This window comes from Xanthomonas cassavae CFBP 4642 (assembly GCF_000454545.1).
Classification (GTDB): domain Bacteria; phylum Pseudomonadota; class Gammaproteobacteria; order Xanthomonadales; family Xanthomonadaceae; genus Xanthomonas; species Xanthomonas cassavae.
Genome location: NZ_CM002139.1, coordinates 1,346,118 through 1,362,021 on the forward strand (window position 1 = coordinate 1,346,118; position 15,904 = coordinate 1,362,021).

Below are 15,904 nucleotides of genomic sequence, written 5' to 3' on the forward strand. Positions count from 1 at the left end.
CGGTAGCGCGCTGCAGGCGTTGGTGTGGTGTGCCTGAGCGGTGGCGAGCCAGCTTGGCGTCGCGTTGCCGGGCACGCCTGGCCTCGCGCATGCCGCCGGCCACGTTCTATGCTGTGGCGATGTCTGCCAGCAGCCCCACCGAACGTCGACAACTCGCCCGGCAACTGCCGCCCTTGCAGGCGGCCGATGCGGCGGCCATCGAGCGTTTCCTGGACCGTTTCTGGGCCGAAAACGGCGTGGCGCGACAGACGCTGGAGAGCTACCGGCGCGATCTGGAAGGGCTGGCGCGTTGGCGCGATGGTGCGGGCGGTGGCCTGTCAGGGATGCAGCGTCCGGCCTTGTTCGACTACCTGCGCTGGCGCACCGAGGCGCGTTATTGCCCGCGCAGCAATGCCCGGCTGTTATCCACCTTGCGCGCCTTCTATGGGCGGTTGCTGCGCGATGGCGTGCGCAGCGACGATCCCACCGTTTTGCTGGACCCTCCGCGCCTGCCACGCTCGCTGCCCAAGGCGCTGACCGAAACCCAGATCGATGCCTTGCTGGCGGCACCGGATGTGCAGACGCCGCTGGGGCTGCGCGACCGCGCCATGCTTGAATTGATGTATGCGGCCGGGTTGCGCGTGAGTGAACTGGTCAATTTGCCGGCGGTGGGGGTCAACCTGCGGCAGGGCGTCCTGCGCGTCACCGGCAAGGGCAGCAAGGAACGTCTGGTACCACTGGGCGAGGAGTCCCAGCACTGGCTGGAGCGCTATCTGCGCGAGGCGCGCCCGCTGCTTGCCGGCAACAAGGCGGTACCCGCGGCGGATGGGCAGGTGCCATTGTTCATCGACGCGGCGCGCCAGCCGCCCAGCCGTCAGCAGTTCTGGGCGCTGGTCAAGCGCCACGCGGCGCTGGCCGGCATCGATCCGGCCACGGTCAGCCCGCATGGCCTTCGCCACAGCTTCGCCACCCATCTGCTCAATCACGGCGCCGACCTGCGCGCGCTGCAGATGCTGCTGGGCCACAGCTCCCTCTCGACCACCCAGATCTACACGCTGGTGGCGCGTCAGCACCTGCAGACGCTGCATGCCCGGCATCATCCGCGCGGCTGATGGGGCGAACGAGGGAATTCTTGTCGTACAAGATCATGTCCGGGTGAGTCACATGCTCAGCTGTCGGCAACATTGCGTGGCGCGCAGCGTTGATCGGCCGGAGGCGTCCCGGCCTCGAGCGTGTGGGCATCCGATCGGTGGACTTCGCCACCTGCAAGCCGCTGCGGCTATCGGAATGTCCTCGCTAGATCTATGCGGCACCGGGGCGTAACGTGCTGATAGCTTGGGGTGGCTCGTCCTGCGGCGCCAGGTCGGCCCACCACTGCGTGCCCATCAAGTGTCATAAACCGGTCCCTCCGGAAGCGAACAAACTGTCGCGGCCGCTGCCAGGCTTCATCTGCCCTGTGCGAGAATCGGTCGACCCCATTCCACTGGATGCGTGAATGTATCGTCTTGCCATCGCCGCACTGCTGGGCGCACTCAGCCTCACTGCCTGCGCGCAATCCTCGCAGCCTGCGGCAAGCAATGCCGGCGCCAAGCCCGCTGCCGCTCCTGCCGCCGCTGCGTCGGGAAATGTCGACCAGCGTGTGGGTAATGCGCTGAAAGCGCTGGATCCGGACTTCAAGCCGGACTATATCGGCGCCGCGCCGTTCCCCGGGTTCCGCGAAGTGGTGGTCGGCGGGCAGGTGCTGTACGTCAGCGACGACGGCCGCTACCTGATCCAGGCGCAGCCGTTCGACATCCAGAACAAGCAGTTCGCAGCCAGCCCGGGCCTGCTGGCTTACCGTCGCAAGCAGCTGGAGACGGTGCCCAAGGCCGACCGCATCGTGTTCGCGCCGGCCAACCCGAAGTACACCGTGACCGTTTTCACCGATGTGGAATGCGGCTATTGCCGCAAGCTGCACAGCGAGATCGGCGAGCTCAACAAGCAGGGGATCGCGGTCGAATATCTGGCGTTTCCGCGCATGGGCCTGGGCAGCCAGGACCATAAGGAAATGATCGCGGTATGGTGCGCCGCCGACCGCAAGCAGGCACTGACGGCGGCCAAGTCCGGCCAGCCGGTGGCTTCCAAGGATTGCAAGAACCCGGTATCGATGGAATACACGCTGGGTCAGCGCCTGGGCGTCAACGGGACCCCGGCGATCTTTGCCCCCGACGGCACCCAGCTCGGCGGCTACCTGCCGCCGGCGCAGCTGCGTGAAGCGCTGGAAAAGCGCGCCGTCACCACGGCGGGCGGCAGCCGCTGAGGCCTGCTCGACTCCGATCGTCGCGGCGCCTTGCCGATAGCGTCGTTGCGGTGGTGGTCTGCACAATGACAAAGGCCCGGGTGCCACCGCACCCGGGCCTTATGCTGTTTCTGAGGGTTGGGCGCCAGCTAGCCACGGCCTGCCGCTTCCCGCTTCCCGATTCCGTGCCGCCGCACGCTCGACCGACGCCGATCCACCGGCTCCGTTACAATCTGCAGCCCCGTTTCTGACACGGTTCCCCGGACATGATGGTCCTTGAGGGCGCTTCCGCCCTTTCGCCGTTCCGCCGCGCTCGGCTCGAAACCCGCCTGCAAACCCTCGTTCCTGCGCTGCGCATCTCCGGCGCCTGGCACGTCTACTTCATTCGCGCCGAGGCAGGGCAATCGCCCGATCAGGCCACCTTGCAGCGGATCCTGCAGGCCGCCGCAGACCCGGCGCCGCGCGCCGAGGACGCCTCTTCGCGCTACGTCGTGCCGCGCCTGGGCACGCTGTCGCCGTGGTCGAGCAAGGCCACCGAACTGGTGCGCGGGGCCGGTCAGCCGATCCAGCGCGTGGAGCGCGGTACCCGCATCGATCTGGCCGGCTGGCCGGAGGACCCTGCCGTGCAAGCCGCGGTGGCCAGGCTGCTGCACGACCCGATGACGCAGTCGCTGCTGGGCTCGACCGCCGCGGGCGAAGCGTTGTTCAGCGTGCCCGACCCGGGCCAGCTGCAGCGCGTGCCGCTGGACGCGCTGGAACAGGCCAACCGCGACCTGGGACTGGCGCTGGCGCAGGACGAGATCGACTACCTGCGCGAACGCTTCGCCGCCCTGGGCCGCGACCCGGCCGATGTCGAGCTGATGATGTTCGCGCAGGCCAACTCCGAGCACTGCCGGCACAAGATCTTCAACGCCAGCTGGACCATCGACGGCAAGCCGCAGGAACGCTCGCTGTTCCGCATGATCAAGCACACCCACCAGCAGACCCCGCAGCACACCTTGTCGGCGTACAGCGACAACGCGGCGGTGGTGGAAGGCGTGCCGGCCGCGCGCTACCGCCCGGACCCGGCCAGCGGGCAATACCGCAGCGAAGCGGTGCTGCCGTCGGCATTTGCGATCAAGGTGGAAACGCATAACCACCCGACCGCGATCGCGCCGTTTCCCGGCGCGGCCACCGGCGCCGGCGGCGAGATCCGCGACGAAGGCGCCACCGGTCGCGGCGGCAAGCCCAAGGCCGGCCTGACCGGATTTTCGGTCTCGCATCTGCGCATTCCGACCCTGCCGCAGCCGTGGGAAGCGCCGCGCGCGCTGAACACGCGCATGGCGCCGGCGCTGGACATCATGCTCGACGGCCCACTCGGCGGTGCCGCGTTCAACAACGAATTCGGCCGCCCGAACCTGCTCGGGTATTTCCGCAGTTTCGAGCTGGCCGAAGGCCCGGGCCTGACCCGCGGCTACGACAAGCCGATCATGCTGGCCGGCGGCCTGGGCGCGATCGATCGCAACCAGGTGGAAAAGCTGCGCCTGCAGCCGGGCGATGCGGTGATCGTGCTGGGCGGCCCGGCGATGCTGATCGGCCTGGGTGGCGGTGCGGCCAGTTCGGTGGCAGCCGGGGACAGTGCCGAAGCGCTGGATTTCGCCAGCGTGCAGCGCGAGAACCCGGAGATGGAACGCCGCTGCCAGGAGGTCATCGACCGCTGCGTGGCGCTGGGTACCGACAACCCGATCCGCTGGTTCCACGACGTGGGCGCGGGCGGCCTGTCCAACGCCATCCCCGAACTGCTGCACGACTCGGGCGTGGGCGGCATCATCGACCTGGGCCGCGTGCTCAGCGACGACCCGTCGCTGTCGCCGCTGGAACTGTGGTGCAACGAATCGCAGGAACGCTACGTGCTCGGCGTACCGCAGGCACGCCTGGAGGAATTCGCCGCCATCTGCGCCCGCGAGCGCTGCCCGTTCGCCGCCGTCGGCGTGGCGACGGAAGAGGAGCGGTTGGTGGTGGGGTATGGAGTCTTCGACTCCGGGATTGGAGATTCGGGATTCGAGATTCGCAATGGCGCTCTCTCGGATGCTGAAAGCGCTCCTGCTTCTAACCAATCCCCAATCCCGACTCCCGAATCCCAGATCCCAATCGATCTGCCGATGGATGTGCTGTTCGGCAAGGCGCCGAAGATGCATCGCGATGCGGTGCATCCGGCCGCGCCGCAGTGGCCGGCGCTGCAGACCGCCGGGCTGGACCTGCAGCAGGCCGGGTTGCGCGTGCTGGCGCATCCCACGGTGGCGTCCAAGAGCTTTCTGGTCACCATCGGCGACCGCAGCGTGGGCGGGCTGACCGCGCGCGAGCAGATGATCGGGCCGTGGCAGCTGCCGCTGGCCGATTGCGCGATCACCCTGGCCGGGTTCGAGACCTTCGAAGGCGAGGCGATGTCGATCGGCGAGCGCGCCCCGCTGGCGCTGTTGAACGCTGCCGCCTCGGCGCGCATGGCCGTGGGCGAGGCGATCACCAACCTGTGCGCGGCACCGGTGCAGACCCTGGCCAGCATCAAACTCTCGGCCAACTGGATGGCCGCTGCCGGTCATGCCGGCGAAGACGCACTGCTGTACGACGCGGTGCGCGCAGTCGGCATGGAACTGTGCCCGGCGCTGGAGCTGAGCATTCCGGTGGGCAAGGACTCGCTGTCGATGCAGGCGCAGTGGGTTGAAGCCGGGATTCGGGATTCGGCATTCGGGATTGGCGAAACACCGGAGACCTCCGCTGTTGCGAATCCCCAATCTCCAATCTCCAATCCCATCGCTCACAAGAGCGTTTCGCCGGTCTCGCTGATCATCAGTGCCTTTGCGCCGGTGAGCGATGTCCGCACGCAGCTCACGCCGTTGCTGCGCAATGATGAAGAAAGCGAGCTGTGGTTGATCGGGCTCGGTGGCGGCAAGCAGCGTCTGGGTGGGTCGGTGCTGGCGCAGGTCTATGCCGACGCTTCGGCGCTGCCGGCATTCGGCGGCGAAGTACCGGATCTGGACGATGCGCAGCGGCTGCGCAGCTTCTTCGAATTGATCCGCGACGCGCGCGACAGCGGGCTGTTGCTGGCGTATCACGATCGCAGCGATGGCGGTGCGTTTGCCGCGTTGTGCGAGATGGCGTTCGCGTCGCGGCAGGGGCTGGATATCACGCTGGATGCGTGGGGCGACGATGCGTTCCGCAGCCTGTTCAACGAAGAATTGGGTGCGGTGGTGCAGATCGCCAGCGAAGACCGCGCCGCGTTCGCCGATCTGGTCGAGCGCCACGCATTGACCGAGTGTGCGCAACGTATTGCACGCCCTACCGGCACGCCGCGCATCCGCGTGAGCGGGCAGGGCCGGGTGCTGGCCGAATGGCGTTGGGACGCACTGTTCGATGCCTGGTGGTCGGTCACCCACGCCATGCAGAAGCTGCGCGACAACCCTGACAGCGCCGACGAAGAGCGCGCGCTGGCGCGGGATTTCCAGGCGCCCGGCCTGCGGCCGAAGCTGGTGTTCAACCCGTCCGAAGACGTGGCTGCGCCCTTCGTGGCCACCGGTGCGCGGCCCAAGGTGGCAATCCTGCGCGAGCAGGGCGTCAACGGGCAGATCGAGATGGCCTACAACTTCGAACGCGCCGGCTTCCGTGCGTTCGACGTGCACATGAGCGACCTGATCGCCGGGCGCGTGGATCTGGCGCAGTTCGCCGGCTTCGCGGCCTGCGGCGGCTTCAGCTACGGCGACGTGCTGGGAGCCGGCCGCGGCTGGGCCACCTCGATCCTGGAGCGTTCGGCCTTGCGCGATGCGTTCGCCGCGTTCTTTGCGCGCAGCGATACGTTTGCGCTGGGCGTGTGCAATGGCTGCCAGATGCTCAGCCAGCTCAAGGACATCATTCCCGGCGCCGAGCACTGGCCGCGCTTTTTGCGCAACCGCAGCGAACAGTTCGAAGCGCGCACTGCGTTGCTAGAAGTGGTGGAGTCGCCGTCGATCTTCCTGCGCGGCATGGCCGGTTCGCGGATCCCGGTCGCGGTGGCACATGGCGAAGGCCGTGCGGAGTTCGAGACCGCCGTGGACCAGGCGGCTGCACGGGTGGCGCTGCGTTTCATCGACGGCAACGGCGCGGTGGCATCGCAGTACCCGCTCAATCCGAACGGCTCGCCGGACGGCGTCACCGGCCTGACCAGTACCGAGGGCCGCGCCACCATCCTGATGCCGCATCCCGAGCGCACCCCGCGCACGGTGAACCTGAGTTGGCATCCGGCGGAATGGGGCGAGGAGTCGCCCTGGCTGCGGATGTTCCGCAACGCGCGCGTCTGGTGCGGTTGAGCTGGATGCGCAGGGGCCGCATGCGCCGAGTGCGCCATGCGGGGTCCTGCTGGCGGCCGTGTGCAGCGATGCGCATGGCCGTTTGCGTCTGATGCATGGCATGCACGTGGCGGGAAGCACGCCCGGAACAGTCATAAGGTTTCCTGATTAGCCCCATCCCTCAGCCATGGAAGTTGCTTGCCATACGCAAAACGCGTTCTGGGCAAGGTGTGCAGCGCAGCAGCGCCGTCGCCAGCCGCGGCAGCATCTGTTTCAGATCGAATCGGCGGTTGAAGCGATAGGCCGCCTCGGCCAGGTAGCGCCTTGCATACTTGGCCTGGCCCACCGCATGGTAGGTCCCGCTGATGGCGCGTTTGATATTGCCCAGCACCACATTCAACCAACGCGCTCCCTGGACGTCGGTTGCAGCACGACCGCCGCCGGTATCGAGGGTGGTGTGGGCATGCCCGGCCTCCTCCAGACGGCGAAAGCACGCCAGGCCGTCGCTATAGACTTCACACTCCGGTTCCAGACGGCGCGCGATCCAGTCCTTCAGCGAGGCGTTGTCGAAGGCCTTCACCGGCTCGATCACCGCAAAGCTAGGATGTTCATTGTTCTGGTCCACTTGCACCGCGATCACGAACGGCTGTTTGTTCTCCGAGCCTCGTCCGCGCTTGCCTCCGCTGCGTTCGCCGCCAAGGTAGGCGTCGTCGATCTGCACAAACCCCTTGAGTTTTCGTGGCTCTTCGCGCTCGGTCATCGCCTGCATGATCTTGTGCTTCATGCGCCAGGCCGCCTTGTAGGTCACTCCAAGATGCCGCTTCAACTCCAGGGCTGCCAGGTTGGTCTTGCTGGATGTCAGCAGGTACATCGCCTGCATCCACAGGCGCAAAGACAGCTTGCTGGATTGCAACAGCGTGCCGGCACGCAAGGTGGTTTGATGCCGGCACGCCCGGCACTGGTAGTACACCTGATCATCGCGTCGAAAGCGCGAGCGCGCGCGGCCGTCGCACTGCGGGCAGCGAAATCCCTTCGGCCAGCGCCACCGATACAACGCCCGGTAGCACTTGGCTTCGGTTCCGTAGCGATCCATGAACTCGCTCAGCGACAAGCCTGGCTGAAACTGCACGATGTTGATGCCCATCTCCCACCTGCGTTGTATTCACGTGGGACCATTGTCCAACCGACTCGTCGCAAATCCTGCAACTGCCGGCTGAGCGATGGGGCTAATCAGGTAAGGTTTACGTCGGGTGACTATGAAAAAATAATGGTTATCTGGTGCGTCGGTCCTTTTTCAATCTGTGTGACATGGTTCGCTTCTGGCCATTCGAATTTCAATAAATTCATTGCGCGTTACATATCTGTACACGTCGCACTACTGCTAACACGCACGATTGTTGTTTTCGCCGGCGAATTAGGGTGAACGGGGTGGCTGCGCTCGATAAAGCCTCAGGGGATGCTGCGCAACAGTGGCGCACGATGGTCGGTTTTCATGCGCCTGACCATAATGGGGAGTGAGTGGTGAATGAAAGCATCAGGCATGCCGAAGGGAATTCTCCCTCTGGTACAGCCAGGCGTGACCGGATTATCTCGACTGTTCAGTACTGGGCGGGAGCGCAGGCAGGCAGCGGGCTGGCGATTGCCATCTGCATCTTCGCGCCGCATGCCGTGGCCTGGGCGGCTCTGCATCGACGATGGGCGACGGCAGCGTGTCGATTGGCCAGCAGAGCGTCACCTACGCCAAGAACAGCGTCGCGTTGGGTGCGCGGGCTGCGACCTCGTGGTTCAACGGCAACAACACCGCCATCGGTGCGGATGCGCAGACCAATAGGATCGATGCGGTAGCGATCGGCTATGCGGCGCGCGTGGGCGATTTCGTCGACGATGCCTGGAACCATTCTGGCTCCAGCGCGGTGGCCGTTGGGGCATAGTCGTATGCGGACCGAAGCAATACGGTGTCGGTGGGCAACGTGCAGGCCGGGTTGACCCGGTAGATCACCAGCGTTGCGGCCGGCACCGTGGCCACCGACGCGGTGAACCTGGCGCAGCTCGATCGCGTTGGCGCCATTGCTTCGCGTCTGGACAGCCATCTGGCCCTGGCCAAGTCCGATAGCGATGCGCCGGATGCCTGTGCCGAAGGCAGTGCCATCGGACATAGCGCAATCCCGCCGCCACGCGCAGTGCATCGACGTCGATCAACAGCATCACGGTGGCGGCTGCCGGCAACAGCGCAGCCGATGTGGCCGATACATCGCCGTGGCGGCCATCGGTGCGATCGGGGCTTTGGCCTTCTACAGCAATGTCGGCGCGCAGATCGATCTTGCCGGGCCCGGCGGCGGCGCCAGCCTGACCCAGGGCGGTACTGCGGTGCCGAGCTTCATCAAGCGTTGGCGGAGGCGGCCAGTCGTCGCTGTATGCGGGCCTGGAGCGCGAGCCCTGCGCCACCGACAACGACGGTGCTTCCACCTGCGTAGGCACCAGCCAGGCGGTGCGCTTCACCGCCCCGCGTGCCGGCACCTACATCGTCAAATTGCTGGGGCCGCGCTTCAGCGGGGTGAGCGTGATGGCGCGTCAACGATCCGCCACCGCGCGCGGAGACCGGCGCAACGCCGGTTCTTTGGCGCGCGTCTTACCCCACGGGTCGGGATCGCATAGGCGAGGCCGGAGGTTGACCGGTCGTTGACCTGTGGTTTTGCGCAACCAAGCCTGCTGGCGTCATGCCAGCGGGCTTTTTTTGTCCCTGACAGGCGCGGCCATTCAGTCTGCAAATGTCTCTAAGGACATGATCTAGGTCGCTGTTTTCCAAATATTTATCAAAAAAATAATAAAAGCAAGCAGAAGTGTGACAAAAAACACGCTTATCTTCGCTTTCTGTCAAAAACTTGACGCCCGATTTGGCGGCTGTTAACACTTTGCGCAGTTCTATGGTTGGGTAGCGTTCATTTTTTGACTATCCAGGGTGCAGGCATTCGCCGCGCACCGCCGATCGGCCCATAGCGCCAACAACCACGGGGAATCGCCTGGCTCGCAGGGCCATTCGATGGTGGGGGTTCGACAAAAACCAGTCCCAACAACTCAGGAGTCGTGCGTCGATGAATCGGATTTATCGCAAGGTCTGGAATAAATCGTTGGGTGTGTGGACCGTGGCCTCGGAATTAGCCAGCGGCGACAGCCCTGGAGCAGCAGCGCAGGCCTCGCTCATCGACCGCCGGCAGAGCCTGGCACTGGCCGCCGCGATCGCCTTGGCGCTGGGTAGCGCCGGCTTCGTCACCCCTCTGCCCGCAAGCGCGCAATCGGTCGAAGTCGGCCGCGGTGCGTGGGCACCTGCCGCCAAGGCCACCGCCATCGGTGCTGGCAGCCATGCCGGTGCGACCGGTGCAGTGGCTACCGGCGCTGACAGCAGCGCCAGCGGTGTGAACAGCAGCGCGATCGGGCGCCAGACCAATGCCATCGGCGAAAACGCCGTGGCGATCGGCTACAACAGTTTCGTGCGCCAGGCTGGTGAAAACGGCGTGGCGCTGGGCGCCAATGCCGGCGTCACCGGTGCCAATTCGGTCGCGCTGGGCGCAGGCTCGCGCACGCACGAAGACGACGTGGTGTCGGTGGGCAGCGGCAATGGCCGCGGTGGCCCGGCTACGCGTCGCATCACCAACGTCACCGCCGGCGTCAACGCCACCGATGCGGTGAATGTTGCGCAGTTGCAGGACGTGGCCGATGTGGCCGAAGACACCGCCACGTTCTTCAAGGCAACCCCGGGCGAAGACAGCGTGGGTGCCTACGTCGAGGGCGACAGCGCACTGGCTGCCGGCGATGCCGCCAACGCGGTGGGCTCGGCGACAACGGCGCTGGGCACCGGTGCCAATGCAGTGGCCAACAACGCCACGGCGGTGGGCGCCAATGCGCTCGCCTCCGGGCAGAACAGCGCGGCATTCGGCCACAACGCACAGGCTAACGGCCCGGCGAGCGTGGCTGTCGGCGGGGCCGCAGTGAACGCAGACGGCGAGCCGCTGATCACCAACGGCGGCGTACCGGTCACCACCGGCGCGACCAGCGCCGGGGTCGGCGGCACCGCGGTCGGCGCCAGTGCCAATGCAGACGGCTTTGCGGCCTCGTCGTTCGGCGTTGGCGCCTATGCCGCCGGCGCGCAGTCCTCCGCGTTCGGTGCGGTGGCCAACGCCGCTGGCGATTACGCCACCGCCGTGGGCACCCAGACCAGCGCCAGTGGCACCAGCAGCACCGCCGTGGGCGGCCCGGTGGATCTGATTCCGGGCCTGGGCTTCTTCGTGCAGACTCAGGCCAGTGGCGACGCGTCGACGGCGCTGGGCGCCGGTGCCATCGCCTCGGGCACCTACACCACCGCCGTGGGCACGCTGAGCGAAGCCTCCGGCAGCGAAGCCACTGCAGTGGGGTACTTCGCCTACGCGCCTGGCGAGGGCGCCACCGCCGTTGGCCCGGAATCCTGGGCCAGCGGCGAACTGAGCACCGCGCTGGGCTACTACAGCACCGCACGTGGCGTCAACTCGGTGGCCTTGGGTGCCAATTCGGTCGCCACACGTGCCGACACCGTGTCGGTGGGCGCTGCCGGCGCAGAACGTCAGATCACCAACGTCGCTGCCGGCACCGAAGGCACCGATGCGGTGAACCTGGATCAGCTCACCGCCGTTTCCGATGTGGCCTCGGCCACCGCGCGCGGCTTCGTGGCAACCGGTGACGGCAGCGCGCTGGCCGAAGGCACCGACAGCGTCGCTGCCGGTTCCAACGCATCGGCGCTGAGCGACTACAGCACCGCGCTGGGCTCGAGCAGCCTGGCATCGGACGTCAACACCACCGCAGTCGGCAGTGGTGCGGTGGCCAATTTCAACAATGCCACGGCAGTGGGTTTCAACAGCATTGCCAGCGACCGTTACGCCACTGCGCTGGGCGCGGATAGCACTGCGTCGGGCTTCTATGGCACGGCAGTGGGCAGCACCAGCGTGGCCGAAGGCGACGGCGCCACCGCGATCGGTTTTGAAAGCATCGGCAACGGCCTGGAATCCACCGCGCTCGGCTTCGCCAGCGTGGCGTGGGGCGATACCAGCACCTCGGTCGGTGCGGAAAGCACCGCCTACGGCGATGACAGTTCGGCACTCGGTTTTGGCGCCAGCGCCGGTGGAACCGGCGCGGTATCCGTTGGCGCACGCAGTGGTGCCGTGGGTGATGGCGCGATTGCCGTCGGCTCCGGCAGCAATGCATCGGGCGATGGCAGTATCGCGATCGGCACCGACGCGTCGGTGGCAGATGCGCAGAGCGTCGCGCTTGGCAATGCCGCATCCGCGACCGCCGACAACAGCGTTGCGCTGGGTGCCAACGCGGTTGCCGATCGCGCCAACACGGTGTCGGTGGGTACGGTCGGTGGCGAGCGCCAGATCACCAATGTCGCTGCCGGTACCGAAGGCACCGATGCGGTCAATCTGGATCAGCTCAATGCTGTAGCCGGCGCCGCCGAAACCACCGCACGTCTGTATGCCGGCACCGGTGAAGGCACCGCGCTGGCGCAGGGCGAAGATGCCACTGCCGCCGGCTCGGATGCCACCGCAGACGGCGATTACAGCAGCGCCTTCGGTGCCAGCAGCCAGGCCACCGCCATCGGCGCCGTGGCCATCGGCAGCGGCGCCAGCGCCACCGCGCAATACGCCAATGCCGCCGGCTACAACGCGGCGGCCAGCGGCTTCGGCAGCGTCTCCAATGGCGCCTTCAGCCAGGCCAGTGGCGACTACGCCGTGGCCGTGGGGGGCGAGAGCGAAGCGGCCGGCGCGCAGAGCACTGCGCTCGGCGCAGCGGCAGGCGCCTATGGCGATGGGGCGTTGGCGGTCGGTGCGTTGAGCGAGGCGCAGGGCAGCGAATCCACCGCGATGGGGTATTTCGCCAGTGCGAGCGGCGAATCGGCCACCGCCGTGGGCGCGGAGAGCGTCGCCAATGGCACCAGCGCCGCAGCCTTCGGCTTCGGTGCCGAAGCCATGTCCAACTACTCCACCGCCTTGGGTGGGTATTCCACCGCGAGTGGCTTCAACAGCACCGCGCTGGGGAATTTCAGCACCGCCAGCGGTTCGAACACGGTGGCCGTGGGTAGCGATGCCACCGCCACGGGCGCCTACAGCATCGCCGCGGGCCAGGGCAGTGTGGCCAGCGGCTACAACAGCGTCTCGGTCGGCGGCGCCTTGCTCGGCCTGTTGCCGACCGAAGCGTCCGGCGATTACTCCACCGCAGTGGGCGGCGCGGCGTGGGCGCCGGGCCTCAACAGCACCGCACTCGGCAATTTCGCCGAATCCACTGGCGAAAGCAGCGTGGCATTGGGCGCCGATTCGGTGGCCGACCGCGACTTCGCGGTGTCGGTAGGCAGTGCCGGCAACGAACGGCAGATCACCAACGTCGCCGCCGGTACGCAGGGCACCGATGCGGTGAACCTGGATCAGCTCAACGCCGTTGCCGAGGCCGGCGCGGCCACCAGCAAGTATTTTCAGGCCAGCGGCAGCGATGACAGCGATGCCGGTGCGTATGTCGAAGGCGACAACGCGCTGGCAGCAGGCGAGGGCGCCAATGCCACCGGTACCGGCACCACCGCCCTGGGTGCCGGCGCGCAAGCCGTTGCCGATGCGGCCACGGCGGTCGGCCTGAATGCACTGGCCAGCGGCATCGGCGGCGCGGCGGTGGGCCGCAATGCGCAGGCACTGGGCGAGAACAGCAGCGCGTTCGGCAGCGATGCGCAGGCCAGCGATGTGGGTGCCACCGCCAACGGCGCTGGTGCACAGGCCGTCTCCACCTACACCACGGCGGTGGGTAACGAGGCAGTTGCCTCGGACAACCAGGCCACGGCAATGGGCTTCCGCAGCACGGCCTCGGATGTCGGCAGCGCCGCGTTCGGTGGGTATAGCGAAGCCACCGGCCGGTTGTCGTCGGCACTGGGCTACGGCGCAGTGGCATCCAGCGACTACAGCACCGCAGTCGGTGCCGCAGCGCAGGCGTCCGGCGCCAGCGCCGTAGCCGTGGGCGAGTTCAGCGAAGCCACCGGCGATGAAAGCGTCGCCGTCGGCGGCAGCACGTTCTTCGGCTTCATTCCGGCGCGTGCGTCGGGTACGGGCGCGGCCGCCTTCGGCGCAGGTGCGTGGGCCACGGCGGACTACACCACTGCGATCGGCTGGAATTCCTTTGCCGATGGCCTCAACGCCAGTGCGCTGGGCCAGAGCGCAGCTGCGCTGGCCGACAACACGCTGGCCGTGGGCGGCGGCAGCCGCGCCGATGCGATCGGCGCCAGCGTGGTCGGCGTGGATGCGTCGGCCACCGGCATCAACAGCACCGGCGTCGGTCGCCAGGTGAATGTGATCGGCGAAAACGCCACTGCGGTGGGCTATAACTCTTTCGTTCGCCAGAGCGCGGTCAATGGCGTGGCGCTCGGTGCCAATGCCGGTGCTACCGGCGCCAACTCGGTGGCCCTGGGTGCCGGCTCGCGCACCTATGACGCCGACACGGTGTCGATCGGTAGCGGCAATGGCCGCGGCGGTCCGGCCACGCGCCGCATCGTCAATGTCAGCGATGGTCAGACCGCCAGCGATGCGGTCAACAAGGGGCAGCTCGATGCCTTGGCGGCCGACGTACAGACCACCGCCGGCATGGTCAAGACCACCGGCGACGGTGTGGCATCGGCCACCGGCGATCGCGCAACGGCAGCGGGTTCGGGTGCAACGGCCAGCGGCGCACGCAGCGTTGCCATCGCATCCGGCAGCAGCGCCTCGGCCACCGGTGCCAGCGCGATGGGCGTGGACAGCAGCGCCAGCGGCGTGAACAGCACCGCGATGGGCCGTCAGACCAACTCGATCGGCGAAAACGGCGTTGCACTGGGCTACAACTCCTTCGTGCGCGAAAGCGGCAGCAATGCCGTGGCACTGGGTGCCAACGCCGGTGCCAGCGGCGCCGATTCGGTGGCTTTGGGCTCTGGCTCGCGCACCTACGACGCCAACACGGTGTCGGTGGGTAGCGGCAACGGTCGCGGCGGTCCGGCCACGCGCCGCATCGTCAATGTGGGCGCCGGCGCGATTGCCGATGCCAGTACCGATGCGATCAATGGCGGCCAGCTGTACCAGTCGCTGAGCAATGCCGCCAGCTTCCTCGGCGGCGGCGCGGCGATCGGTGCGCAAGGCGTGTTCGTGGCGCCGACCTATGTGATCCAGGGCGCCAGCTACAACAACGTGGGCGCTGCATTGACCGCGCTGGATACCAAGGTCACCGCACTGGATGCACGCGGCGGCATCGCAGCCTCCGGCACTGCGGTACGCACGGTGTCGCCCAGCTCGGCCACGGTGCCGGCGGTCGCTGCAACGGTTGGCAGCGATGCAGCCAGCAACGTGAGCGGCGCAACCGCCAGCGTGCAGGGCACGCCGACCACGGCAGCGGTTGGCAGCATCACCCCGGCGGCGACGTCCACGGCGGTGGGTACCGCTGCCGTGGCCAATCACGTGACCGGGACGGCCATCGGCGGCAGCGCCTATGCGCACGGCCCCAACGACACCGCGATCGGCAGCAATGCACGCGTCAATGCCGATGGCAGCACCGCCGTTGGCGCCAACACGCAGATCGCGGCAGTGGCCACCAATGCGGTCGCCATGGGCGAAGGCGCGCAGGTCACCGCGGCCTCGGGCACCGCCATCGGTCAGGGCGCACGTGCCACGGCACAGGGTGCCGTCGCACTGGGTCAGGGGTCGGTTGCCGATCGTGCCAACACGGTGTCGGTGGGCAGCGTCGGCGGCGAGCGTCAGGTGGCCAATGTGGCCGCCGGCACACGTGCCACCGATGCGGTCAATAAGGGCCAGCTGGATAACGGCGTTGCCGCGGCCAACAGCTATACCGACAGCCGCTACAACGCGATGGCCGACAGCTTCGAGACCTACCAGGGCGATATCGAAGACCGTCTGCGTCGGCAGAACCGTCGCCTGGATCGTCAGGGCGCGATGAGCTCGGCGATGTTGAACATGGCCGCCAGCGTCGGTGGTATCGCCACGCAGAACCGCGTCGGTGCCGGCGTCGGTTTCCAGAACGGCGAATCGGCGTTGTCGGTGGGCTACCAGCGTGCGATCAGCCCGCGCGCCACCTTGACGGTGGGCGGCGCACTCAGCGGTGACGACAGTTCGATCGGTGTGGGTGCCGGCTTCGGCTGGTAACGCGCCGCTGCATGACACGCGGCGGCGCCGATGTGCGCCGCCGCGCCAGAGCAAGGCCTGAGGGGGCGGGCAAGGACCGTGGCTGGGCCGGCCAACGGATTCGATGGAGTGATGGCCTTACCAGGAGTGGCTGATCGAACGCAGCGCGCTGCACCGCA

Annotated in this window: 7 protein-coding genes and 1 pseudogene; 7 read left to right on the forward strand and 1 reads right to left on the reverse strand. The window is 67.3% G+C overall.

The window, feature by feature from the left end:
• Positions 1-119 precede the first annotated feature (119 nt).
• The 3 genes from xerD to purL all read left to right on the forward strand — a co-directional run bounded on the left by xerD (position 120) and on the right by purL (position 6,576).
• Positions 120-1,091: a site-specific tyrosine recombinase XerD gene (xerD, locus tag XCSCFBP4642_RS0105880; RefSeq protein ID WP_029218989.1), complete on the forward strand. Its 972-nt coding sequence runs from the start codon at positions 120-122 to the stop codon at positions 1,089-1,091.
• Positions 1,092-1,474: 383 nt separating this feature from the next.
• Positions 1,475-2,278 (forward strand): DsbC family protein, encoded by an 804-nt coding sequence (locus XCSCFBP4642_RS0105885; protein WP_029218990.1) that lies wholly within the window; start codon positions 1,475-1,477, stop codon positions 2,276-2,278.
• A 245-nt stretch (positions 2,279-2,523) separates the two neighbouring features.
• Positions 2,524-6,576 (forward strand): phosphoribosylformylglycinamidine synthase, encoded by a 4,053-nt coding sequence (gene purL, locus XCSCFBP4642_RS0105890; protein WP_029218991.1) that lies wholly within the window; start codon positions 2,524-2,526, stop codon positions 6,574-6,576.
• A 160-nt stretch (positions 6,577-6,736) separates the two neighbouring features.
• Here the strand turns inward: purL and XCSCFBP4642_RS0105895 are convergent, their stop codons facing one another.
• Positions 6,737-7,699, reverse strand: coding sequence for an IS1595 family transposase (locus XCSCFBP4642_RS0105895; protein ID WP_029218992.1), 963 nt, complete (start codon positions 7,697-7,699; stop codon positions 6,737-6,739).
• Positions 7,700-8,249: 550 nt separating this feature from the next.
• Here XCSCFBP4642_RS0105895 and XCSCFBP4642_RS30690 point away from each other — a divergent pair.
• The 4 genes and pseudogenes from XCSCFBP4642_RS30690 (at position 8,250) to XCSCFBP4642_RS0105910 (ending at position 15,746) form a co-directional block, all read left to right on the forward strand.
• Complete coding sequence (locus tag XCSCFBP4642_RS30690; RefSeq protein WP_029218993.1) at positions 8,250-8,486, forward strand: hypothetical protein; 237 nt, start codon at positions 8,250-8,252, stop codon at positions 8,484-8,486.
• Positions 8,487-8,573: 87 nt separating this feature from the next.
• A complete protein-coding gene (locus XCSCFBP4642_RS30695) occupies positions 8,574-9,029 on the forward strand; it encodes a hypothetical protein (RefSeq protein WP_425480170.1) in 456 nt (151 codons plus the stop codon).
• Positions 8,939-9,130 (forward strand): annotated as a pseudogene (locus tag XCSCFBP4642_RS29910) (protease); the annotation flags it as partial. The gene XCSCFBP4642_RS30695 and the pseudogene XCSCFBP4642_RS29910, both read left to right, overlap by 91 nt.
• A 517-nt stretch (positions 9,131-9,647) precedes the next feature.
• The gene (locus XCSCFBP4642_RS0105910) at positions 9,648-15,746 is read left to right on the forward strand and encodes an ESPR-type extended signal peptide-containing protein (RefSeq protein ID WP_029218995.1); all 6,099 of its coding nucleotides are present in this window, start codon (positions 9,648-9,650) and stop codon (positions 15,744-15,746) included.
• Positions 15,747-15,904: the final 158 nt, after the last annotated feature.

Excerpts from the sequence above, each read along its gene's own strand:
- xerD (WP_029218989.1), top strand. The coding sequence starts at position 120 with ATGTCTGCCAGCAGCCCCACCGAACGTCGACAACTCGCCCGGCAACTG.
- XCSCFBP4642_RS0105885 (WP_029218990.1), top strand. The coding sequence starts at position 1,475 with ATGTATCGTCTTGCCATCGCCGCACTGCTGGGCGCACTCAGCCTCACT.
- purL (WP_029218991.1), top strand. The coding sequence starts at position 2,524 with ATGATGGTCCTTGAGGGCGCTTCCGCCCTTTCGCCGTTCCGCCGCGCT.
- XCSCFBP4642_RS0105895 (WP_029218992.1), bottom strand. The coding sequence starts at position 7,699 with ATGGGCATCAACATCGTGCAGTTTCAGCCAGGCTTGTCGCTGAGCGAG.
- XCSCFBP4642_RS30690 (WP_029218993.1), top strand. The coding sequence starts at position 8,250 with ATGGGCGACGGCAGCGTGTCGATTGGCCAGCAGAGCGTCACCTACGCC.
- XCSCFBP4642_RS0105910 (WP_029218995.1), top strand. The coding sequence starts at position 9,648 with ATGAATCGGATTTATCGCAAGGTCTGGAATAAATCGTTGGGTGTGTGG.